The organism is Streptomyces sp. NPDC057854 (genome assembly GCF_042797055.1).
GTDB lineage: Bacteria > Actinomycetota > Actinomycetes > Streptomycetales > Streptomycetaceae > Streptomyces.
In genome coordinates this window covers 1-22,207 of record NZ_JBHVMF010000023.1, presented here as the reverse complement: position 1 = coordinate 22,207, position 22,207 = coordinate 1, and the positions used below count along the sequence as shown (strand labels likewise).

Here is a 22,207-nt window from a genome sequence, read left to right as displayed (position 1 = left end):
ACCGCCCGTCCCGCAGCCCCGCCTCTCCGTCACACCGTCACACCTCCACACCCGTCACACCGACTCTCTCCGCCTCTCGCCCGCGCCACGGGCGGTGGGCCGCTCCCGGCTGCACGACTCCTATCCGCTTTCGTCAAGGGGGAACAGTGACCCGCTGCCACGACGTGCTCGGCATCGGCTTCGGCCCGGCCAACCTCGCTCTCGCCATCGCCCTGGAAGAAGAGGGGTACGACCTGGACGTCCGCTTCCTGGAGGCCCGCCCCGGGCCGTCCTGGCAGAGCGCGATGATGCTCGACGGCTCGGACATCCAGAACCACCCCGTGCGCGACCTGGTGTCGCTGCGCAACCCGCGCAGCCGCTACAGCTTCATCAACTACCTCTTCGAGCAGGGACGGCTGCTCGACCACCTCAACCTCCCCATGGAGTTCCCGCTGCGCAAGGAGTACGCGCAGTACGTGACGTGGGCGGCCGGCCACTTCGACCGGCTCGTCGACTACGGCACGCGCGTCACCGCCGTCACGCTCGGCCCGGACGACGAGGGCCGGCCGCGCTACACCGTCACCACCTCCACCGGGGAGACCCTGCACGCGCGGGTCCTGGTCGTCGGGACCGGGCGCGCCCCGTACATCCCGGAGCCGTTCGACACGGTGGACTCGCCGCGCGTCTTCCACCTGACGCGCTACCTGCCCGCCCTGCGGGAGCTGGAGGAGGCGGGTGTGGCGCCGCGGCGGGTGACGGTGGTCGGCGGCAGCCAGAGCGCCGTGGAGCTGACCCTGGACCTGGCGCGGCGCTACCCGGCGGCCGAAGTGACCACGCTCGTGCGGTCGCTGACGCTGCGTGAGAAGGACACCAGCCCGTTCAGCGAGGAGGGGTACTTCCCCGGCTTCACGGACTACTACTACGCGGCCTCCCGCGAACGGAAGGACGCCATCGACCAGTTTATGCGGCTGACGAACTACTCGTCCGCCGACGGCGACGTGCTGCGGGAGCTGTACCGGCTGATCTACGAGCAGCGGCTCGACGGCGAGCAGCGGGTGTTCGTCAGCGGCAGCCGCCAGGTGCGGTCCCTGGAGGCGGGCGAGGACGGCGTCCGGATGCACGTGGACGAGCTGAACACCGGGGAGTCCGAGGTCCACGAGGCCGACGTCGTCGTGCTGGCCACCGGCTTCCGCGACCTCGGTCCGGCCGCCCACCAGGAGCGGGTGCCGGCGCTGATGCGGGACGTGGCCGACGCGTTCGCCTTCGACCCGCACGGCTACCTGAGCGTCGGACCGGACTACGAGGTGCGGCCGGTGGCGCCGGAGACGCCGCCGCTGTTCCTCAACGGCCTGTGCGAGTCCAGCCACGGCATCGGCGACGCCGGTTCGTTCAGCCTGCTGTCGCTGCGCGCCAAGGTCATCGCCGAGAGCCTCCGGAAGCGGCTGCCGTGACGGAGCCTCCGGAAGCCACCGGGACGGCCGGCCGCGCCGGGACGGGGGCCCGCGACCGGGCGGCGGGGACGCCGCCGGCGCGGGTGCTCGCCGGGCGGCTCGCCGGCGGGGTCCTCGGTGCCGGGCTGCTGGTCATGCCGCCGGTCGTCGCCGCCCTCGCGGACGGGGCGGGGCCGCTGCTGTGGGCGGTCCACATCCTGCTGGGCGGTGCGGTCGCGCTGGTGCTCGGGCTGCTGGTCCGCGCCCGGCTGGGCCCGGCCTCCCTCGCGGGGGCGGTCGGGGCGCTGCTGGGCACCTGGGCGGAGCGGACCGTGGACGGCGTCTTCGCCGTGGCGTTCACCGCCGGGCAGGCCGCGATCGCCTGGTTCGCGGCGACCGCGCTGCTGACCGCCGCCGACGGGGCGCCGCCCGCGGCGGGGGCGGACGGGCTGCCGCTCGCCCTCGGGGTGCTCGCCGTCGGCGTGGCGGGGGCGCTGTCCCCGCTGGAGCCGCCGGCGGCGCTGCTCCGGTGGCGCCCGTGGGCCGCAGGGCTGCTGGCGCTGGCGTGCGCCGTCTGGTTCTGGCCGGCCGACCCCGGGGCGGGCACGGCGCTGGCGCCGTCGGGGTTCTCGGAGCCGGGCGCGCTGTGGCTGGCGCTCACGGCGCTGTTCTTCGCCGGCGTCGGCTGGGAGACCGTCACCGGGGCCGTCCCGGCGATCGGCGCCGGGCCCCGGGCCACCGCCGCCGGGGTGGCGCTGGGCACGGGGTACGTGGCGGCCGTCTGCCTCGTCCTGGCGGCGATCCAGGAGCGGGGCGCCCGCGCCCCGGCGGCGGCGCCCCTGCGGTGGGTGCTCGCCGTGGCGACGGCCGCCGTGCTCACCTCGTACGTCCTCACCAACGTCCGCACCGCGGCCCGGATCGCGGCGCGCCTGCGCCCCGGGCCGGCCCCGGCGCCCTCGGCGCTCCCGGCGCTCCCGGCGCGGAAGCCCGCCGCGCCGCTGGTCGTCGCCGTCGGGGCGGCGTGCTGCGCCTTCGCCTGGGCGGGGGCGCGGGACGGCGGCGTACCCCTGCTGCTGCTCGGTCCGGCCGCCGCGGCGCTGGTCGGCTACGCGCTGGCCGCCGCCGCGGCGGTCCGTCACGGCGGGCCGCCGCTGCGGGTCGCCGGGGCGCTGCTGCTGGCCGTGCTCACGGGCCTGGCGGTGCTCGCCGTCCCGTTCCTGTCCGGCGCGTGAACGCGCGCCGGACCGCACCTCCGCACCACCTCCCTACCTTTCCACCCCCCATCTCCGAGGAGACCCCTCTCATGAACGCCTCGACCCTCGAATCCGAGGTCCGCAGCTACAGCCGCAACTGGCCCGTGGTCTTCGACCGGGCGCGCGGCAGCCGGCTCACCGACCGGGACGGCCGGGCCTACCTGGACTTCTTCGCGGGCGCGAGCGCCCTCAACTACGGCCACAACCACCCCGTGCTGAAGCGGGCGCTGCTCGACTACCTGGAGCGGGACGGGGTGACGCACAGCCTCGACATGCTGACGGTGGCGAAGGACGACTTCCTGCGCGAGTTCGGGGCGCGGATCCTCGGCCCCCGGCGGCTGGACTACCGGGTCCAGTTCCCCGGCCCGACGGGCACCAACAGCGTGGAGGCGGCGCTGAAACTGGCCCGCAAGGTGACGGGTCGTCAGACCGTGGTGGCCTTCACCGGCGCCTTCCACGGCATGTCGCTGGGGTCGCTCGCCGTCACCGGGAACGCGTCGAAGCGCGGCGGCGCCGGGGTGCCGCTGGGGCACACCTGGCGGCTCCCGTACGACGGCTTCGCCGGGGGCGAGGTGAACGGCCTGCGGCTGCTCGACGGCATGCTCGACGACCGCAGCAGCGGCATGGACCTGCCCGCCGCCGTCATCGTGGAGACGGTGCAGGGCGAGGGCGGGGTGAACCCGGCCCGGGCCGCCTGGCTCGCGGACCTGGCGGAGCTGTGCGACCGCCGGGGCATCCTGCTGATCGTGGACGACATCCAGATGGGCTGCGGGCGGACCGGGCCGTTCTTCAGTTTCGAGGCGGCCGGCATCACCCCGGACATCGTCTGCCTGTCCAAGTCCCTGAGCGGGTACGGGCTGCCGATGGCGCTGACCCTGTTCCGCACCGAACTGGACGTGTGGCAGCCGGGCGAGCACAACGGCACCTTCCGCGGCAACAACCCGGCCTTCGTCACCGCGACGGCGGCGCTGCGGGAGTTCTGGGCGGACAGCACCCTGGAGAAGCAGACGGAGACGCGCGGCGCGCTCTTCGAGGAGCGGCTGGGCGACCTCGCGGAGCGGTACGCGGCGCAGGTGACGGCGCGGCGCGGACGCGGCCTGGCGTGGGGCCTGTCCTTCCGGGACCCGGCGACGGCCCGGCTGGTCGCCGACGGGGCCTTCGCCCGGGGCCTGCTGGTGGAGACCTCGGGTTCCGAGGACGAGGTGGTGAAGCTGCTGCCGCCGCTGACGGCCACGGACGAGGAGCTGGAGGAGGGCCTGGCCGTGCTGCGGGAGTCGGTGGCGGCGGCGGTCGGGGCCTGAGGGGCGGGCAGCCGGGGCGCGAGGGGTTCGCGGGACGTCACGGGGGACGACACAGGAGACGTCACGCGGGACGTCACGCTGGGACGTCGCCCCCGCGCCGTCACCGGGCCGCCGCCGGGGCGGGCTCCTCCTCCGTACGGCCGGGGGCGGCGCCGGGGTCCGGTGCGGGGTCGCCGGCCGGGGCGCGGCCGGTGAACCAGTGGGTGCGCACCGCGTCGGTGGGCCGGGGGTCGCCGAGCGCGTCGAGGCCCCAGTGCGCCAGGGCCTCGACGACCGGGCGGAGTTCGGCGCCGCGCGGGGTGAGCTGGTACACGGTCGCGTTGGCGGGCCGTTCCAGGCGTCGGCGCTCGACCAGCTCCTCGCCCTCCAGCTGCTTGAGCCGGCTGGCGAGGATGTCGGTGGAGACGCCGGGGAGGTCGGCGTGCAGGTCGGTGTACCGCCGCGGGCCGTGCAGGAGCTCCCGGACGATCAGCAGGCTCCAGCGCTCCCCCACCGCGTCCAGGGCTCGGGCGACGGCGCAGTACTGGTCGTAGCTTCGGCGTGGCATGAGGGCCAGCATAGCCAAAAGGTTGGACTTTCCAAGTGGGTACTTGGTAGAACGAAGCAGCCACAGCGGCGCGGATGACGGTGACAGTGACGGTCGGGAGGCCGCAGATGACGTTTCGACAGTCCAGCAAGTTGAAGGACGTGTGCTACGAGATCCGTGGCCCGGTCGTCGACCAGGCCAACGCCCTCGAGGAGGCGGGTCACAGCGTCCTGCGGCTGAACACCGGCAACCCGGCGCCGTTCGGCTTCGAGGTGCCGGAGGAGATCCTCCAGGACATCATCCGCAACCTGCCCCAGGCGCACGGCTACAGCGACGCCCGGGGCATCCTCCCGGCCCGGCGCGCGGTGATGCAGTACTACCAGCAGCGCGGCGTGGCGGGCGTGACCGTCGACGACGTCTACCTGGGCAACGGCGCCTCGGAGCTGATCCAGATGGCCGTGCAGGCCCTGGTGGACGACGGCGACGAGGTGCTGGTGCCGATGCCGGACTACCCGCTGTGGACCGCCGTGGTGCGGTTCGCCGGCGGCCGGGCCGTGCACTACCTGTGCGACGAGGAGGCGGACTGGTTCCCCGACCTCGACGACATCGCCGCGAAGATCACCGACCGCACCAAGGCCATCGTCGTCATCAACCCCAACAACCCCACGGGCGCCGTCTATTCGAAGGAGCTGCTGGAGGGCATCCTCGAACTGGCCCGCCGCCACGGCCTGATGGTGCTCGCCGACGAGATCTACGACAAGATCCTCTACGACGGCACCGAGCACCACTGCCTGGCCACGCTCAGCGACGACGTCGTGACCCTCACCTTCAACGGCCTCTCCAAGTCCTACCGCGTGGCCGGATTCCGCAGCGGCTGGCTGGTCGTCTCGGGCCCGAAGGAGCAGGCCGCGGACTACCTGGAGGGCCTGACCATGCTGGCCGGCATGCGGCTGTGCCCGAACGTGCCCGCGCAGTACGCCGTCCAGGCGGCGCTCGGCGGCCGGCAGTCGATCCACGACCTGACCCTGCCGAACGGGCGGCTCACCGAGCAGCGCGACGTCGCCTGGCGGGCGCTGAACGAGATCCCGGGCGTCAGCTGCGTCAAGCCGAAGGGCGCGCTGTACGCCTTCGCCAAGCTCGACCCGGCGGTGCACAAGATCGTCGACGACGAGCAGCTCGTCCTCGACCTGCTGCTGCGCGAGAAGATCCACCTCGTGCAGGGGACCGGCTTCAACTGGCCGCGCCCGGACCACTTCCGCTTCGTCACGCTGCCGCGCGCCGACGACCTGGAGACCGCGATCAACCGCATCGGCCGCTTCCTCTCGACGTACCGCCAGTAGGGCTCCGCCGCAGCGGAACCTGGGCGCGAATTCCGGCCAATTCAGCGCCGCCCTTCCCGATTTGACGCAACGGCGGGCCGAGGGCGGCCCGGCCGGGCAAGCTTGGATCTTGAACGACCGTGCCCGCGGCGCGCCGCACCGGCGGCGCGCCGCGGGCACGGCACCGCGCACGGCTCCACGTACGGCACCCCCCGCACGTGGTGCCGTACGCGCACCGACCTCGCACCGCATCCGCACTCCACCGGAGGAGCTCCGTTGAACCGTCAGAGCGAACGCCCGCCCGCCGTGATCGTCATGAGCGACCTGGCGGCCCTCGCCCGCCAGCACCGCCTGATCACCGACATCGCGGAGCGCGGGCTGGCTCCGCTGGTCGTCGTCGGCCCCACCACCGACCTGGCGAAGCTGACCGGACACATCGCGGAGCCGGCCCACCCGCTCTCCCGGATCGAGGCCGTCCGCCAGTTCCCGGACGCCGTGATCGCCGGTGTCCTCGCGTCCGTGCAGGACTGGATCGCCGACTACGACATACGCGGCGTGATCTGCAGCGGCGAGGTCTTCGTCGACCCGTGCGGGGTGCTCTCCGAGGCGCTGGGCCTGCCCGGCCCCGGCGCCTGGGCGGCCCGGGTCTGCCGCGACAAGGTCATGCAGCGCGTCATCCTCCGCGACCACGGCCCCGCCTGGCGGGCGTTCGCGCCCCACCAGCGGGAGTCGGCCGCCGCCGACGCGTACCCCGCCGTCGTCAAGCCGGCCGGGCGGATGTTCAGTTCGGGCGTCGTCCGGGTCGAGAACGACGAGGAGCTGCGGGCCGCGCTCGCCGCGTACGAGCCGGACGAGACGATCCTCGTGGAAGAGCTGGTCACCGGACCCGAGTTCTCCGTCGAGGCCCTCGTCCACCGCGGCGAACTGCTCTGGAGCGGCGTCACCGCCAAGCTCACCAACGAGGACGACAGCCGCTACTTCACGGAGATCGGCCACACCAGCCCCGCCGACGTGCCGCTCGCGCACTCGGACGCGCTCGTCGCCGCCAACGCCGCGATCCTCAAGGCGCTGCGCTTCGACAGCGGCATCACCCACGCCGAGTTCCGGCTCCGCGACGGCCAGCCGGTCCTCATGGAGATCGCCGCCCGGCTCCCCGGCGACGCCATCACCATGATGTGGCACCTGGCCACCGGCAAGCCCATCGAACCGGCCATCGTCGACCTCGCGCTCGGCGTGCGCCCCGACTACCCGGCCCCCACCCGCCGGGCCGTCCAGCGCTTCGTCGAGCACACGCCCGGCCGGCTGACGGACGTGCGGTACGACGGCGAGCCGGTCTCCTGGATCGTCGACGACGCGGTCTGGCCCCTCGTCGAGGCCACCACCCCGGACGCGCCCGCCCGCTGCGCCTCGGTCATGGTGGCCCTCGCCCGCGGTTCCCGCCTCGGCGCCCTCCACGACTCGTCCGGCCGCTCGGCCTACGTCGTGGCGGACCTCCCCTGGGACGCCGACCCGGTCGCCGAGGTCCGCGCCTACACGGACCGCGTCGAGCTGACGATCGAACCGGACCCGGCGTAAGGGACCGGCGCGGGGCCGGGCGGACCGGCGCCCGGCCCCGGCCCGGCCCTGTCCCCGGACCCACACCCGCGCCGCCCGCCGCACCCGGTCCCGCGCGGGCCGGGGCTCCGGAGAGCACTCCCGGGCGGCTTGGCTAAAGTGGCCGCTCTCATGAACGTGGCACGACAGGACGAGGACGTCCGGCAGAAGGGCGAGGGCGCGGCCCCGCTCCTGCGGCTGCGCCTGTTCGGGGGGTTCCGCGCCGAGCGGGACGGCGGTCCGGAGCTGCCGGGGCGCTGGCCCCGGCCCGGCGCGCGGACGCTCGTGAAGCTGCTCGCCGTGGCGCCCGGGCACAGCCTCCACCGCGAACAGGTGCAGGAGATCTGCTGGCCGAACGCCACCCCGCAGGCCGCCGCCAGCAGCCTGCGGGTCGCGCTGCACGCCGCCCGGCACGCGCTGGAACCCGAGATCGCCCCGCGCGCCGCTTCCTCGTACCTCCGCTCGGACGGCACGCTGCTGCGGCTCGACCCGGGACGGGTCTGGATCGACGCGGACGAGGCCGAGCGGCTCTCCCTCGCGGCGCTCGCCGGCTCCGAAGGCGACCGCCCGCCCGGCGACCCGCTGGCGGCGGCGCTCGCCGCGTACGGCGGGGAACTGCTCCCCGAGGACCGGTACGCCCCCTGGGCCGAACGGCGCCGCGCCGAACTCGCCGCGCTGCGGCTGCGCGTGCTGCTCGCCCTCGCCGAACGGCGGCTCGCCGAGGGCGCGTACGAGGAGGCGTCGGACGCCGCCGGGCGGGTCGTCGCCGAGGCGCCCGCCGAGGAGCGGGCCCACCAGCTGCTCATGACGGCCTCGCTGGAGCAGGGGCTGCGGGCGCGGGCGGTGCGGCAGTACGAGCGGTGCCGCGCCGCCCTCGCCGGCGAGCTGGGGATCGCGCCCGCCCCGGAGACCGAGCGGCTGCGGCGGCTGGCCGTCCGCGCCGAGCCGGTCCCCCGTACCGGCGCGGAGGCTGTCGCCTCCCCTTCCGCAGAAACGATCCTTCCGCCCGCCGTACGGGCCCTGGCGCACGGCACCCTGCACGGCCGCGACGCGCTGCTGCGGACCGTCGTCACCGCCACGGACCACCCGGTGCTCCTCCTCGTCGGCGAGGCGGGCATCGGCAAGACCCGGCTGGCCGCCCAGGCCGCCCGGCGGCTCGCCGGCTCCGGCGCCGCGGTGCTGTGGGGCGCCGCGCACGAGGCCGAGGGCCCCACGCCGTACGGCCCGTTCGTCGAGGCCCTCGACGGCTGGCTCGCCCGCCGCCCGCCGTCCGACCGGACGCGCATCGGAGCCCTCTGCCCCGAACTCGTCCCCCTCCTCCCCTCGCTCGACCGCCCGGCCGCGGGCGCACCGGGGAGGGGCGACGGACCGGCCGGCGACGCCGGGCCCGAGGCGCGCGCCCGGCTGTTCCACGGCGTGGAACGCCTGCTGGCGGAGATCGGCGGGGACGCCGGGGTCGTCGTGGTCCTCGACGACCTGCACGCCGCCGACGCCGGTACGCACCACCTCCTCGCGCGGCTGGCGCGCCGGTTCGCGGAGGCGGGCGACGGGTCCCGGTGCCGCTTCCTCGTGACGCTCCGCGACGACGAACCCCTCCCGGAGGCCGACCGGCTGCGGGTCGACGAGCTGGTCCGTGCGGGGCTCGCGACACGCCTCGGCGTACCGCCGCTGAGCAGGCAGGACGCGCTCGCCCTCGTCCGCGAGGCCCGCCGGCCCGGCGGTGGGGAGGGCGAGCGGGAGTTCGAGCGGGTGTGGCGGCTCTCCCTCGGCAATCCCCTCTTCACCGTCGAACTCGCCCGCGCGGGCGCGGTGGACGGCGAAGGACACGCCCCCGGGAACGCCGAGGGGGCCGCCGCCCCCGAGGGCGTCCGGCAGCTCGTCGCCCGGCGGCTGCTGCGGCTCGACACCCGGGCCCGGCGCATGGCGGAGGTCGTCGCCGCCGCCGGCGGAACCGCCCCGCTGGCCGAGGTCCTCGACATCGCCCGGACCGGGATCCATCCGCCGCTGGCCCCGGCGGAGGCCACGACCGCTCTCGAAGAGGCCGTGGGCGCCGCGCTCCTGACGGAACGCCAGGTGACGGTGGCCGGACGGAACGTCACCGGCCTTGCCTTCCGTCATCCCCTGCTGCGGCTCACCTGCTACGGGCTGCTCACCCGGGTGCGCTCCCTCGGGCTGCACGCCGCGTGGAGCGACGCCCTCCTGCGGCACCGACCCGACGATGTCGACGCGCTGGCCTGGCACCTGGTGCGGGCCGAGGACCCGCGGGCGGTGGAATACCTGCGGCGGGCGGCTGAGCGCGCGGCGGCCCTGTACGCGAACGAGGACGCGGACGCGTACTACCGCCGCCTGACGCCCCTGGTCGCGGCCGACCCGGCCCTCGCGGCCGCCGTGGGCCTGGACCACGGCGCCCTGCTCCAGCGGATGTCCCGCGCCGAGGACGCCGCCGGCGTGCTGGACGCGGCGCTGGACGCCGCCGACCGGGCCGGGGCCGGGGCCACCGCCGTGACCGTCACCGCCCGGCTCGCCGAGGCCCTGATCCGGGCGAGCCGGCAGGACGAGGCGCGCCGGGTGCTCGACGCCCGCCGGCCGGACCCGGCGACCCCGTTGGACGCGGTGGCCGCCCACCGCCTGGCCACGGCGATCCTGTTCTTCGTCGCGGGACGGCACGCCGAGGCGGCGGAGGCCGCGGCCGGATCTGCGGCCGTCGCCGCGCTGCTGCCCGGCCGGGAGCGCGACCGGGCGCTGGCCCGCGCGCTCGGCCAGCAGGCGGCGGCCCTCGGCCTGGCCCAGCGGCTCGGCGAGGCCCAGGCCGCCGCCGAGCGGGCGCTGACGCACGCGGTCGCGGCCGGGGACGCCGTGACCGAGGGCCTGGTGCTGTCGATCCTGCGGGAGAACGCCCGCCGCGGCGGCCGGCTGGCCGAGGCGGTCGCGTACGGCGAGCGCGCCGTACACCTGGCCGACCGGGCCGGCAGTCCGGAGGCGGGCGCGTTCGAGCGGACCAACCTCGCGGAACTGCACCTGCTGCTCGGCCGGGACGCCGAGGCGGAGGAACTGGCGGTGGCGGCGGAACGCACCGCCCGTGCCCGGGCGCCGCGCACCCTCCCGTACGCGCTGACCGCCCTGGCCCGGACCCGGATGACCTGGAATCCGGCGATGGCCGGGGCGCTGCTGGCCCGCGCGGAGGCCTGCGCGGAGGCGTCCGGCGAGCAGCAGGCGCGCGACGAGGTGCGTCTGGCGCGCGCCGAACTGGCCCTGCGCGGCGGCCGTCCGGAGGAGACCCTGGTCCTGCTCGACGGGGGTACGGTCACCCCGCGCACCGAGTGCGTGCGCGGCTGGGCGCTGCTGCGCACCGGGCGGCACGCGGAGGCCGTCGCGCTGCTGGAGCGGGAGGCGGCGCGCGCCGAGGCGGCGGGGCTGTGCCTGCTGTCGGTGGAGGCGACGACGGCGCTCGCGGTGGCGCTGGGCCTGTCCGGGGCGCCGGAGCGGGCGGACGCGCTGCTCGCGGAGGCCCTGGAGCGGGCCGAGGCCCTGCCGTACCCGTCCGGCGCCGACCGGGTCCGCGCGGCCCGCGCGCGGTTCGCGGACGCGACCGCCTGAGCACCGGCGACATGACGGAGCGTCAATCGGCTTGCTGGATCCCGAGGATGGCGTGCATGCCGCGCAGCGTCCACTCCCCCGCACGGCTGTCGCCGTGCAGGAGCCGGGCCGGGGTGACGCCGGCGGCCAGGGACTCCAGGCCGTAGACGACCTGGCCGGGGTCGGTGCCGGGCGGGAGGTCGCCGGCGGCGACGGCCGTCTCGACGTCGCGGCGGAGGGTGTCCCGCCAGCGGGCGCGGCTCTCGGCGATGCGGTCGTGGACGGCGCCGGCGCGCCCGTCGTAGTCGTAGGTGACCTGGGTGAGCAGACAGCCGCCCGAGTAGCCGGGGTCGACGGCGTACGCCACCCAGGACGCGCAGACGGCCAGCAGGCGCGGCAGTCCGGGGTCGCGGTGGCGCACCGGCTGCCAGACCCGGACGCGGAAGCTCTCCACCACCAGGTCCACGGTGGCCAGTTGGAGGTTCTCCTTGCTGCCGAACCGGCCGATCACCCCAGCCTTGCTCATGCCGAGCGCGTCCGCGAGGCGGCCGATGGTGACGCTGTCGAGACCTTCCCGGGAGGCGATCTCGGAGGCGGCGGCGAGCACCGACCGCCGTGTTTCCAGGGCCGCTCGGGCCGATGCGCGTCCTGCCATGCGGCGAGCTTAGCAAACGACCGTACGGCATTGACGTACGAACGGTCGTACTCTTAAATCCTCGCCATGACGACTTCCGTCCCCTCCTCGCCGCCGTCGCCCCTGCCCTCACCCCCGCCGTCACCCGGATCTCCGCCCGCCGCCACCGGCTCCGCCCGGCGCGCCTCGCTCGCCCTGCTCCTCGCCTGCGCGGGCACCTTCCTGAGCTTCCTCGACGCCACCGTCACCAACCTGGCGGTGCCGCCGATCGCCGCCGACTTCGGTACCTCGCTGACCACCGTCTCCTGGGTCGCCACCGCCTATGTGATCCCCTTCGCCGCCCTGCTCGCGCCGGCCGGGCCGCTGGCCGACGCGGTCGGCCGGGCCCGCCTGTTTCTGGCCGGGGTCGCCGTCTTCACGGTCTCCTCGCTGTTGATCGCCGTGGCGCCGAACCTGCCCGTGCTGCTCGCCGCACGCGTCGTCCAGGGCCTGGGCGCCGCCCTGTTGGTCCCCGCCTCCCTCGGTCTCGTCCTCGCGGAGATCCCCGCCGAGCGCCGGCGCGCCGCGATCGGCGTGTGGAGCGCGGCGGGCGCCCTGGCCGCCGCCGCGGGACCCGCCCTCGGCGGCCTCCTGGTCGAACTCCTCGACTGGCGCGCCCTGTTCTGCCTCAACCTGCCGGTGGGCTTCGCCGTGCTGATCGCCGGCCGGAAGCTGCCGTCCGGCGAGTCCCGCGCCGGGCGCGCACCCGATCTGCTGGGCGGCCTGCTCCTCGCGCTGAGCGTCGGCGCGGCGGTGTACGGCCTCACCCAGGGGCCCGAACACGGCTGGGCCTCGGCGCACGTGCTGACCGCCGCCGCCGTCACCGTGCTCGCGGGCGCGGCGACCGTGCTGCGGGCGCTCCGGCACGCCCGTCCCGCGCTGCGGCTCGACCTCTTCCGCAGCCGGTCGTTCGCCGTCGCGGGCGCGGTGTCCTTCGCGTACGGCACCGCGCTGTTCACCACGATGCTGCTCGGCGTGCTCTTCCTGACCGGCGCGTGGGGCTACTCCGCGCTGGAGGCGGGGCTCGCGATGAGCCCTGCGGCGCTCGTCACGGCGGTGGTCGGGGTCGGCGTCGGACGGCTCCCCGCCGCCCCCGCCCCGCGCACGCTGGTGGCGGCGGGCTCGGCCCTCGTCGCCGTCTCGACGGGCGTGCTGGCGCTGTTCCTCGGCACCGAGCCGCGCTTCTGGACGCTGTGGCTGCCGGCCGGGGCGGTGATGGGCGCCGGCGTCGGCCTGTCCACCGTCGGCATCTCCAGCGCCGCCGCCTTCTCCGTGGCGCCCCGTCACTTCGCCGCGGCGACCGGCCTGGTGATGGCCGCCCGCCAGGTCGGCGGCGGGCTCGGCATCGCCGCCACGGCCGTGATCATCGCGGAGGTGGCGGGCAGGGGGACGGCGACGGGAGCGGAGCCGTACGCCGTCGTGTACGGGTTCGCCACCGCCGTCAGCCTCGCCGCCGCGGCCGGCGGCCTCGCCCTGCGCCTCACCCCACCCCCGCCCGCGTCCGCCGCAGGCACCTCTCCTACCCCTGCAGGAGACCAGCGATGACGACCCGCCCGTCCGAGGCCCCGCCCGCCGTCGACCACGACAACCGCACCGCGTCCGGCACGTCCGCCGAGGCCACCGACCCGTACTGCGTACCGGCGCGCACCGCCGCCGCGATGCTGCGTCCCCTGCCGTGGAACCGGCTGGCCGTGCTGGGCGACAGCGTGACCGCCGGCGTGATGGACCCGCTGCCGGGCTACCGGCACCGGTCGTTCGCCGACCGCCTCACCGACGCGCTCGCCGCCACCCGCCCGGGCTTCGCCGCCGTCAACCTCGCCGAGCCCCACCTCCGCGTCGCCGAGATCCGCGCGCGGCAGCTCGTCCCCGCCCTGGACTTCGCCCCGGACGCGGTGCTGGTGAGCGCGGGCGGCAACGACGCTTTCCGCAGCTTCGACCCGGACGCGCTGCGGGCCGAGCTGGGCGCGCTCCTCATCCCGCTCGTGGAGAGCGGCGCCGTCGTCGTCACCGTCGGCCTCTTCGACCTCGCCCGCTCGGGTCTGGTGCCGCGGGAGCACGCCGACGGCATGGCCCGCCGCTTCGACACGCTCGACGCCGTCACCGCGGACCTCACGCGCAGCCTCGGCGGCGTCCACGTCGACACCCACCACCATCCGCTCGGCACCGACCCGGGCATCTACGCCGCCGACCGCGTCCACGGCAACGCGCGCGGCCACGCGGTCGCCTTCGCGGCCATCGCCCAGACGCTGGCCCGGTGGAGCGAGGAGGACGCCGGCGCCTGACGCCCACCGCCGGAGAATCCCGCCGGAAATCCGGTCGAGAAAGAACCTGCGGAATACCCCCTGGGGGTATATGGTTGTGAGCGTCGTCCGGAGCGGACGACAGCACCGCGCACCACCGCGCGCCACATCGCATCCAGGGGAAACGCCATGAACGAGCACGCCGGCCACGGCCACACCGACCACGCGGCGCACACCGGCCACGCGACACACGGCGGCCACGCGGGCCACACCGGTCAAACCGGTCACGCGGGTCACGCCGCTCACGCCGGGGCGCAGCCCGGCGGGCTGGCGGTCTCGGCGGACGGCTACACCCTCGAACTCGACGCGGCGATCCTCACCGCCGGTGTCCAGACGGTCACCTTCCGGGTGACCGGCCCGGACGGCCGGCCGGTGACGGAGTACGTCCCCGAGCACGAGAAGGAGCTGCACTTCATCGCCGTCCGCCGGGACACGGCCGGGTTCCAGCACGTGCACCCGGTGCGGGACGAGCACGGCACCTGGAGCACCGAGCTGACGCTGGAGCCCGGCGACTGGCGGTTCTTCACCGACATCCACCCGGCCGGCCACGACCGGACGCTGACGCTGGGGATCGACGCCGCGGTCGCCGGCCCGTACGCCCCGCAGCCGCTGCCGGAGGCCACCGGAACCGCCCGGCTCGGCGCGTACACCGTGACCCTCAAGGGCGAGCTCGTGCCCGGCGAGGCGAGCGAGCTGACCCTCACCGTCGGCCGGGACGGGCGTCCGGTGACCGACCTGGAGCCGTACCTGGCGGCGTACGGCCACCTGGTGGCCCTGCGCGTCGGCGACCTCGGCTACCTCCACGTCCACCCGGAGGGCGAGCCCGGCGACGGCGTCACCGCGCCGGGGCCGGACATCTCCTTCATGGCGGTCGCGCCGACGGCCGGCACCTACCGTCTGTTCCTGGACTTCCAGCACGAGGGCGTCGTCCGGACGGCGGAGTTCACGGTCCGCACGACCACCCCCGCCGCCGAGCACGGCGACCACCAGGCGCACCACGCCGGCCACGGGCACGGCGGCCACCCGTCCCCCCACGCCCACCACTGACACGAACGGAAGCGATCCCTTGCCCTGCTGTCCCCCCTGCCCCGCCCGTCCCCGCGGGGCACGGCCGCCGCCCCGGCGCCGTGCCCCGCCGCATGGACACGGAAGGACACCGCCATGCGCCTCTTCGCCCTCCGGGACTACCGCCGTCTGTTCGGCGCCCAGGTCATCGCCCTCTTCGGGACCGGCCTCACGACCGTGGCCCTCGGGCTCCTCGCGTACGAGCTCGCCGGCCCGGACGCCGGCGTCGTGCTCAGCACCGCCCTGACGATCAAGATGGTCATGTACGTGATCATCGCGCCGCTCGCCGCCGCGTACGTCGACCGGCTGCCCAGAAGAACGTTCCTCTTCCTCCTCGACGTGGTCCGCGGCCTGGTGGTCCTGGCCCTGCCCCTGGTCACCGAGGTCTGGCACGTCTACGTGCTGATCGGTCTGCTGCAGGCGGCCTCCGCCGCGTTCACCCCGACGTTCCAGGCCGTCATCCCCGACATCGTCACCGACGAGTCCGCCTACACCCGGGCCCTGTCCGCCTCCCAGGTGGCCTCGACCATGGAGAGCCTGCTGAGCCCGGTGCTCGCGGCCGTCGCCCTGGCGTTCCTGAGCTTCGACCGGCTGTTCCTCGGCACCTCGGCCGGCTTCCTCGTCTCCGCCGCGCTCGTCCTGTCCACCCGTATCCCCGAAGCCCGCCCCAGCGGCCACACCAAGGCCTGGGACAAGGCGGCAGCCGGCATCAGGACGTTCCTCGGGACGCCCCGGCTGCGGGGCGTGATGGCGCTCAACGTCGTGGTGGCGGCGGCCGGTTCGATCGTCGTCGTGAACACCGTCAACCACGTCCGGGACCGGCTCGGCGGCACCCAGTCGGACGTCGCCTGGATGCTGGCCGCGTCGGGCACCGGCACCCTCCTGGCCGCGCTGGCGCTGCCCCGCGTCCTCGACCGGATCGCCGCCCGGACGGTCATGCTGACCGGCGCCGGAGTCCTCGTCGCCGGCACGACCGCCGCGGTCGCGCTCTCCGCGACGGACCTGCTCACCCGGACCGCGACGGCCGCCGTCTGGGCCGCGATCGGCGTCGGGATGGCACTGGTCATCACGCCGACCGGCACGGTCATCCGCGGCGCCGTCGAACGCAACGCGATCCCCGGGGCGTTCGCCGCCCAGTTCTCCCTCTCGCACCTGGCGTGGCTGGTCACGTACCCCGTGGCGGGCCGGCTGGCCACGACCGCCGGCTTCACCGTCACCTGGTCGGTCCTGGCGGCCCTCGCCGCCACGGCCACCGCGGCGGCCCTCCTCCTCTGGCCCCGCCGCACCCGCCGCACCGCCACGCCGACCCCGATCGCCGCCGCCCCCGACCGCGCCGCCCTCACCAGGGCGGCGTGAGCCGGCGGCCCCGCGGCGCCGCCGCCTCCCGGCGTGCCCCGGGAGGCGGCATGCCGGACACTCGTGCTAAGAGGGCCCGCGCGCCGCGCGCGGGCCGTGGTGAGGGTGTTCGGCATGCTCGAGGTCCCGCTCTGGCTGTGGCTGGCGTTCGCCGCGACCGTGGTCGTGTCGCTGGCGGTGGACCTGCTGGCCCACCGCACCGCGCACGTCATCGGCTTCCGGGAGGCCGCCGCCTGGAGCGGCCTGTGGGTGGGGCTCGCCCTGGTCTTCGGCGCGGTCGTCTTCCTCGTCCTGGGCGCGACCGCGGGCACGGAGTACACGACGGCCTGGCTCCTGGAGAAGAGCCTGTCGGTGGACAACCTGTTCGTCTTCGCCGTCATCTTCGCGTACTTCAAGGTGCCCCGGGCCTATCAGCACCGCGTGCTGTTCTTCGGCGTCATCGGCGCGCTCGTCTTCCGGGCGATCTTCCTCTCCCTCGGCGTGGCCGTGGTCAGCCGCTTCACCGCCGTGCTGTTCGCCTTCGCGGCGGTCCTGTTCTACAGCGCGTACAAGCTCCTCAAGGACGAGGAGGAGAGCTTCGACCCCGGCAAGAGCCTCGCGGTGCGGATGCTCCGCAAGCTGATCCCGGTGCGGGACGAGTACGCGGGGGCGAGGTTCTTCGTCAAGGAGGCCGGCCGGCGGGTGGCGACTCCGCTGCTCGCGGTGGTCGCCGCGATCGAGGCCGCCGACCTGGTCTTCGCCGTCGACAGCGTCCCGGCCGTCCTGGCCGTCAGCGACGACGCCTTCATCGTCTACACCAGCAACGCCTTCGCCATCCTCGGCCTGCGGGCGCTCTACTTCATGCTCGCCGGCCTGCTGGACCGCTTCCACTACCTGAGCAAGGGCCTGGCGGTCATCCTCGCCTTCATCGGCGTCAAGCTCGTCCTCCAGGCGGCCCACAAGACGATCAGCCCGGCCGTCCCGGAGATCCCCTCACCGGTCAGCCTCGCGGTCATCGTCGTCGTCCTGGCGGCATCCGTGGTGCTCAGCGTCAAGAGGCCCGTGCCGACGGCCGCCGCCCCGCAGCCGCCCCCCGCGTCATCGGGACTCCCAGGAGACGCCCCTCTTCCCGACCCGGAGAAACAGGCATATCGTAAAGATATGGTCAAACTGAGGCGCAAGCCGACGACGTACACCTGCCCGACGTGCAAGACGTCCTTGCCGCCCGCGGTCCACCGCCACAAGACCCTCGGCGTGTTCGTTCCGGAGTGGGGCCCGGGCCCCTGCCAGAACCGCGACTGCCCGGACTTCCGGCTGGACCCCGCTGCACGCGTCCACCGGCACGACGAGGCGAGGCCCCGGCGGGACGAGGGCTAGGGCGTCTCCTCGCCCGGCCCGGCGTCTCCGCCGTACGGGCGCAGGCGGACCGCGGTGATGGCGTGCTGCTCGACCGCCGCCACCTCGATGTCCCATCCGTCGACGCGGCACCGGGCTCCGGGCCCCCGGGGCAGGCGGCCGAGCACGTCCAGGACGAGGCCGGCGACGGTGGTGGAGCCGGTGCGTCCCGCCGCGCCGAGCTCGACCCCCAGCTCCGGCAGGTCGTCGGCGGGGAAGTCGCCCGGGACGAGGAGGGATCCGTCGGGGCTCCGCTCGACCTGCCGGCCGCGCCGGTCGGTCTCGTCGTAGATCTCCCCCACGATCTCCTCCAGCAGATCCTCGAGGGTGACGATGCCCTCGACCGATCCGTGCTCGTCCGTCACGAGGGCGAACTGCTGATGGTCGGTCCGGAAGCGCAGGAGCGCGTCGGAGATCTTCATGGCGTCGGGGAACACGGTCGCCCGGCGGGCCAGTGCGCCGACCGGCACGGCGTCGTCGCTGGTGGTGAGGTCGCGCAGGTGCACGATCCCCGTGATGTCGTCGAAGTGACCCGCTCCGAGCACCGGGGCCCTGGAGTGCCCGGACGCGGCCAGTTCGCCGCGCGCCCGGACCGCCGGGGTGCCGGCCGGCAGGGCGAACACCGCGCGGCGCGGGACGAGGGCGGTGCGGAGGGTCCGCTCGTGGATCTCCAGCGCCCTGGCGGCGATGGCGCGCTGGTCGGGCGTCAGCCCCCGCTGGCTGACCACCATGTCCCGCAGCTCCTCCGGGGTGGGCGGCTGCTTGCCGGCCCCCGGATCGCCGCCCAGCAGCCGGACCACGAGGTTGGTCGTGCGGCCGAGCGCCCAGACGGCCGGGCGGGACACCGCCGCGAGCAGGCTCAGCGGGCCGGCGGCGAGCAGGGACCACCGCTCCGCGAACTGCATGCCCAGCCGTTTGGGCGCCAGTTCGCCGACGACGAGCGTGACGAAGCTGAGGACGAGCGTGACGAAGCTGAGGACGAGCGTCACCAGTCCCACCGCGAGCGGTTCGGCCATGTCCCCGGCGAACGGCAGCAGGGGGACGAGCGGCTTGGCGAGCGACACCGCGGCCGAGGCCGACGCCAGGAACCCGGCGAGGGTGATGCCGATCTGGATGGTCGCCAGATACCGGTTCGGATCGGCCGTCAGCCGCGCCAGCCGGGCCGCCCCGCGCCCGCCCCTGCGCCGCAGCCGGCGCAGCTGGCTCTCGCGCGGCCCGGCCGGGTGCCCCGGCGTTCACGAGCCCTTCCCCTCGGTCCGTACGACGGTGACCGAGCACTGCGCGTGGCGCAGCAGGGCCCGGCTGACGGACCCGAGCAGCAGCCCCGCGAGCCCTCCGTGTCCCCGGGAGCCGGCCACCAGCAGTCCGGCGGCGGCGCTCGCCTCGATCAGGACCTGGCGCGGGTCGCCGCGGACGACGCGCACGTCCAGGCTCACCTCCGGGTGGTCCCCGCGGTGTCCGGACAGCAGGTCGCGCACCGCGGCCTCCGCGGTGTCGGTGTCCGCTCCGCCGCCGACGGGGGAAGGAGGGGGGTCGTCCCGTACGTGGAGGGCCACCAGCCGCCGGCCGCGCAGGGCGGATTCGGCGAACGCGAACCCGGCCGCCGCCCGCCCGGCCGTGGTGCCGTCCACCGCGAGCAGCACGGGACCGGCGGGCCGGAGCCCGCCGCGTACGGCCATCACCGGGCATTCCGCGTGCGCGGCCAGACGCTCGGCCGTGGAGCCCAGCAGCGCGGGCGGGGCGCCGCCCGCGCCCGGTCCGCCGACGACGAGGAGCCGGGCCTCGCGCGCCTCGGCCTCCAGCACGGACTCCGTCTCGCCGCCGACGACGGCCGGCGTCACCTCGACGCCGGGGGCCGTTCTCCGGGCTCGCCCGACCGCCCGGGCGATCAGCTCCTCGGCGCCGTCGCGGAGCGCGCCCTCCGGCGGCCCCAGCGGCGAACCGCGCGGTGCGTGCATGCCGGGCCAGACGAACGCGTGCACGATCCGGAGCCCGGCGCCGCGCAGGGCCGCTTCGCGTGCGGCCGCCTCCACCGCGGCCAGGCTCGCGGGCGAGCCGTCGACTCCCACCGCCACGTGGCCGTTCATCGCCCGCTCCTCCACGGGAGGGTGGTGGAACCTCCGCGTCCACACGTTCTCCCTCCAGCCTCGCCCTCCGGCGCGCCGCCCGCGACCGGTGGGCCGGGCGGTGCGGGCCCCGGGCCGTCCCCGTCAGCGCGCTCCGCCCGACCGGTCGCCGGTCTGGTAGACGTCGGGGATGCCGTCGGCGTCCTCGTCGCGTTCCTCCTCTTCCCACAGCCGCTTGTAGAGGCGGTTGCGGCGGCGCAGGAGGACCGCGGCGAGCGCCGCGGCGACGAGGGAGCCGACGAGGACGGCGGCCTTGACGTGTTCGGCCTGGGCGGGGTCGGGGAAGGCGAGTTCGCCGATGAGGAGGGCGACGGTGAAGCCGATGCCGGCCAGGGTGGCGAGGCCGAGGACGTCGGCCCAGGCGAGGTCGGGGTTGAGCTGGGCGCGGGTGAAGCGTGCGGCGAGGTAGGTGCCGAGGAAGATGCCGAGGACCTTGCCGACGACGAGGCCGATGAGGACGGCGAGGGGTTCGGGGTCGGTGAACACCTGGCCGAGGGCTTCGCCCGAGACGCTGACGCCGGCCGCGAAGAGGGCGAACAGCGGAACGGCGACGCCAGCGGAGAAGGGATGGACGAGGTGGGCGACCCGTGCGCCGGGCGACGATTCCTCTCCCTCGTCACGGGTGGTGCGCAGGATGAGGCCCATGGCGACGCCGGCGACGGTGGCGTGGACGCCGGAGTTGTACATGAGCGCCCAGACGGCGACGCCGAGGGGTACGTACCACCACCAGCCGCGGACGCGGAGGCGCTGGAGGGCGTAGAAGAGGACGAGACCGGCGAACGCGCCGCCGAGGGCCCAGAAGTTCAGGTCGGAGGTGAAGAAGACCGCGATGATGAGGATGGCGCCGAGGTCGTCGACGACCGCGAGCGTCAGCAGGAAGGCTCGCAGGGCGGAGGGGAGGTGGGTGCTGATGACGGCGAGGACGGCGAGGGCGAAGGCGATGTCGGTGGCCATGGGCACGGCCCAGCCGTCGAGGCTGCCGCCGCTCGCCGTGGCGGTGAGGGTGTAGAGGGCGGCGGGGACGGCCATGCCGCACAGGGCGGCGACGACAGGCAGTGCGGCGGTGGCCGGAGTGCGCAGCTCGCCGACGACGAGTTCGCGTTTGAGCTCGATCCCGGCGACCAGGAAGAAGACGGCGAGGAGTCCGTCGGCGGTCCAGTGGCCGACGGAGAGGTCCAGGCCCAGGGCCGGTATGCCGAAGTGGAAGTCCCGGATCGCCTCGTAGGCGCCGCTCCACGGGCTGTTCGCCCAGCCGAGGGCGAGGACGGCGGCGGCGAGGAGGACGAGTCCGCCGACGGTCTCGGTGCGCAGGGACGCGGCGATGGCCTGGCGCTCGGGCCACGGGAGGAGACCGAAGACGGTCGTGCGGGGGCGTGCCTGGGGCATGGGGACGAGCCTCCGGGGCGTGTCGGCAGGTGGGCACACGGGCCCCTCGGACGCCGACCAGACTTCCCGGCACACCGGCATCGTTTCGTTGATGCGTTCTTTACACCCTAGCGGGTGTCCAGGAGTCTCACCAGGACGTCCCTGACCTGCTGGAACAGTGGAAACAGGGGGAAGGGCCCTGTTCCCGCCGAGGCGCGGGGCGGGGACAGGGTCCTTCGGGAGCCGGGCCGCGGGGGCGGTCAGACGGTGGTCTTCACCGGCTCCTGGTCGGTGGCCTCGTCCGCCGTGTCGAGGCCGGCGTCGCGGCGCTTGACGAAGGCGAGGAAGGAGTTCAGCTCCCGCTTGACGACAGGTGCGAGGAGGTAGAGGCCGATGATGTTGATGACGGCGAGCATGAAGAGCACCGCGTCGGCCATGTCGATCAGGGTCTGGAGGGTGAGCAGCGAGCCCGCGACGGCGAAGACGGTGTAGAGGACCTTGAAGGTGAGCTCGCTGGCGCGGCTGCGGCCGAACAGGTGCGTCCAGGCCTTCATGCAGTAGTAGCCCCAGGTCAGCACGGTGGAGATGGCGAACAGCATGACCGCGAGGGTCAGGATGTACGGGAACCAGGGCAGGACGGTGGCGAAGGCGTCGGAGGTGAGGGTGACGCCGCCGATGGACTCGCCCTGGCGGGCCTCGACGTAGCTGGCCGGGTTGGCGATGACGATGGTCAGCGCGGTCATGGTGCAGATGACGACGGTGTCGATGAACGGCTCCAGCAGGGCGACCAGTCCCTCGCTCGCCGGGTGCTTGGTCTTGACCGCGGAGTGGGCGATCGGGGCGGAGCCGAGACCGGCCTCGTTGGAGAAGGCGGCCCGCTTGAAGCCGATGATCAGCGCGCCCAGCACGCCGCCGGCGACGCCCTGCGGGTTGAAGGCGCCCTCGATGATCGACGAGACCGCGGCCGGGAC

Annotated in this window: 15 protein-coding genes and 2 pseudogenes; 11 read left to right on the top strand and 6 right to left on the bottom strand. The window is 75.0% G+C overall.

Annotated elements, in window-relative coordinates; translation table 11 throughout:
* The first annotated feature begins 146 nt into the window (after positions 1–146).
* The 3 genes from ACFVQZ_RS28265 (at position 147) to ectB (ending at position 3,963) form a co-directional block, all read left to right on the top strand.
* On the top strand, positions 147–1,430 hold the full coding sequence (locus ACFVQZ_RS28265; protein WP_383627309.1) for a lysine N(6)-hydroxylase/L-ornithine N(5)-oxygenase family protein: 1,284 nt from the start codon (positions 147–149) through the stop codon (positions 1,428–1,430).
* Positions 1,427–2,641 carry an amino acid:polyamine antiporter gene (locus ACFVQZ_RS28260; protein WP_383627306.1) on the top strand — a complete coding sequence of 405 codons (1,215 nt, stop codon included), beginning with the start codon at positions 1,427–1,429 and terminating at the stop codon, positions 2,639–2,641. Before ACFVQZ_RS28265 ends, ACFVQZ_RS28260 begins: the two co-directional genes overlap by 4 nt.
* Positions 2,642–2,712: 71 nt before the next feature.
* Entirely contained in the window at positions 2,713–3,963 is a 1,251-nt protein-coding gene (gene ectB, locus ACFVQZ_RS28255; RefSeq protein ID WP_383627303.1) for a diaminobutyrate--2-oxoglutarate transaminase, read from the top strand.
* A gap of 193 nt (positions 3,964–4,156) precedes the next feature.
* Here ectB and ACFVQZ_RS28250 read toward each other — a convergent pair.
* Positions 4,157–4,510 (bottom strand): annotated as a pseudogene (locus ACFVQZ_RS28250) (winged helix-turn-helix transcriptional regulator); the annotation flags it as partial.
* 107 nt (positions 4,511–4,617) lie between these two features.
* Here ACFVQZ_RS28250 and ACFVQZ_RS28245 point away from each other — a divergent pair.
* The 3 genes from ACFVQZ_RS28245 to ACFVQZ_RS28235 all read left to right on the top strand — a co-directional run bounded on the left by ACFVQZ_RS28245 (position 4,618) and on the right by ACFVQZ_RS28235 (position 10,998).
* Positions 4,618–5,829 (top strand): pyridoxal phosphate-dependent aminotransferase, encoded by a 1,212-nt coding sequence (locus ACFVQZ_RS28245; protein ID WP_030497046.1) that lies wholly within the window; start codon positions 4,618–4,620, stop codon positions 5,827–5,829.
* Between the two features lie 255 nt (positions 5,830–6,084).
* On the top strand, positions 6,085–7,383 hold the full coding sequence (locus tag ACFVQZ_RS28240) for an acetyl-CoA carboxylase biotin carboxylase subunit family protein (protein WP_383627300.1): 1,299 nt from the start codon (positions 6,085–6,087) through the stop codon (positions 7,381–7,383).
* Positions 7,384–7,533: 150 nt separating this feature from the next.
* On the top strand, positions 7,534–10,998 hold the full coding sequence (locus ACFVQZ_RS28235) for an ATP-binding protein (RefSeq protein ID WP_383627297.1): 3,465 nt from the start codon (positions 7,534–7,536) through the stop codon (positions 10,996–10,998).
* Positions 10,999–11,020: 22 nt separating this feature from the next.
* On the opposite strand, the gene ACFVQZ_RS28230 is transcribed toward ACFVQZ_RS28235, so the two are convergent.
* Entirely contained in the window at positions 11,021–11,632 is a 612-nt protein-coding gene (locus tag ACFVQZ_RS28230; protein ID WP_383627294.1) for a TetR/AcrR family transcriptional regulator, read from the bottom strand.
* 66 nt (positions 11,633–11,698) lie between these two features.
* On the opposite strand from ACFVQZ_RS28230, the gene ACFVQZ_RS28225 reads away from it, so the two are divergent.
* From ACFVQZ_RS28225 to ACFVQZ_RS28205, 5 genes and pseudogenes are all read left to right on the top strand, one after another.
* Positions 11,699–13,195, top strand: coding sequence for a DHA2 family efflux MFS transporter permease subunit (locus ACFVQZ_RS28225; protein WP_383627291.1), 1,497 nt, complete (start codon positions 11,699–11,701; stop codon positions 13,193–13,195).
* Positions 13,192–13,932, top strand: coding sequence for an SGNH/GDSL hydrolase family protein (locus tag ACFVQZ_RS28220; RefSeq protein ID WP_383627287.1), 741 nt, complete (start codon positions 13,192–13,194; stop codon positions 13,930–13,932). Before ACFVQZ_RS28225 ends, ACFVQZ_RS28220 begins: the two co-directional genes overlap by 4 nt.
* A gap of 147 nt (positions 13,933–14,079) precedes the next feature.
* A complete protein-coding gene (locus tag ACFVQZ_RS28215; protein WP_383627284.1) occupies positions 14,080–14,997 on the top strand; it encodes a hypothetical protein in 918 nt (305 codons plus the stop codon).
* Between the two features lie 114 nt (positions 14,998–15,111).
* A complete protein-coding gene (locus ACFVQZ_RS28210) occupies positions 15,112–16,371 on the top strand; it encodes an MFS transporter (RefSeq protein WP_030497053.1) in 1,260 nt (419 codons plus the stop codon).
* Between the two features lie 114 nt (positions 16,372–16,485).
* Positions 16,486–17,413: pseudogene (locus ACFVQZ_RS28205) on the top strand (TerC family protein); the annotation flags it as partial.
* A 310-nt stretch (positions 17,414–17,723) separates the two neighbouring features.
* Here ACFVQZ_RS28205 and ACFVQZ_RS28200 read toward each other — a convergent pair.
* The 4 genes from ACFVQZ_RS28200 to ACFVQZ_RS28185 form a co-directional block, all read right to left on the bottom strand.
* Positions 17,724–18,944 carry a hemolysin family protein gene (locus ACFVQZ_RS28200; RefSeq protein ID WP_383627506.1) on the bottom strand — a complete coding sequence of 407 codons (1,221 nt, stop codon included), beginning with the start codon at positions 18,942–18,944 and terminating at the stop codon, positions 17,724–17,726.
* Between the two features lie 36 nt (positions 18,945–18,980).
* Positions 18,981–19,832 (bottom strand): universal stress protein, encoded by an 852-nt coding sequence (locus ACFVQZ_RS28195; RefSeq protein ID WP_383627280.1) that lies wholly within the window; start codon positions 19,830–19,832, stop codon positions 18,981–18,983.
* A 123-nt stretch (positions 19,833–19,955) separates the two neighbouring features.
* The gene (nhaA, locus tag ACFVQZ_RS28190) at positions 19,956–21,257 is read right to left on the bottom strand and encodes a Na+/H+ antiporter NhaA (RefSeq protein ID WP_383627277.1); all 1,302 of its coding nucleotides are present in this window, start codon (positions 21,255–21,257) and stop codon (positions 19,956–19,958) included.
* 239 nt (positions 21,258–21,496) lie between these two features.
* Positions 21,497–22,207 (bottom strand): alanine:cation symporter family protein (locus ACFVQZ_RS28185; RefSeq protein WP_383627274.1); only part of this gene is annotated, 711 nt, incomplete at its 5' end.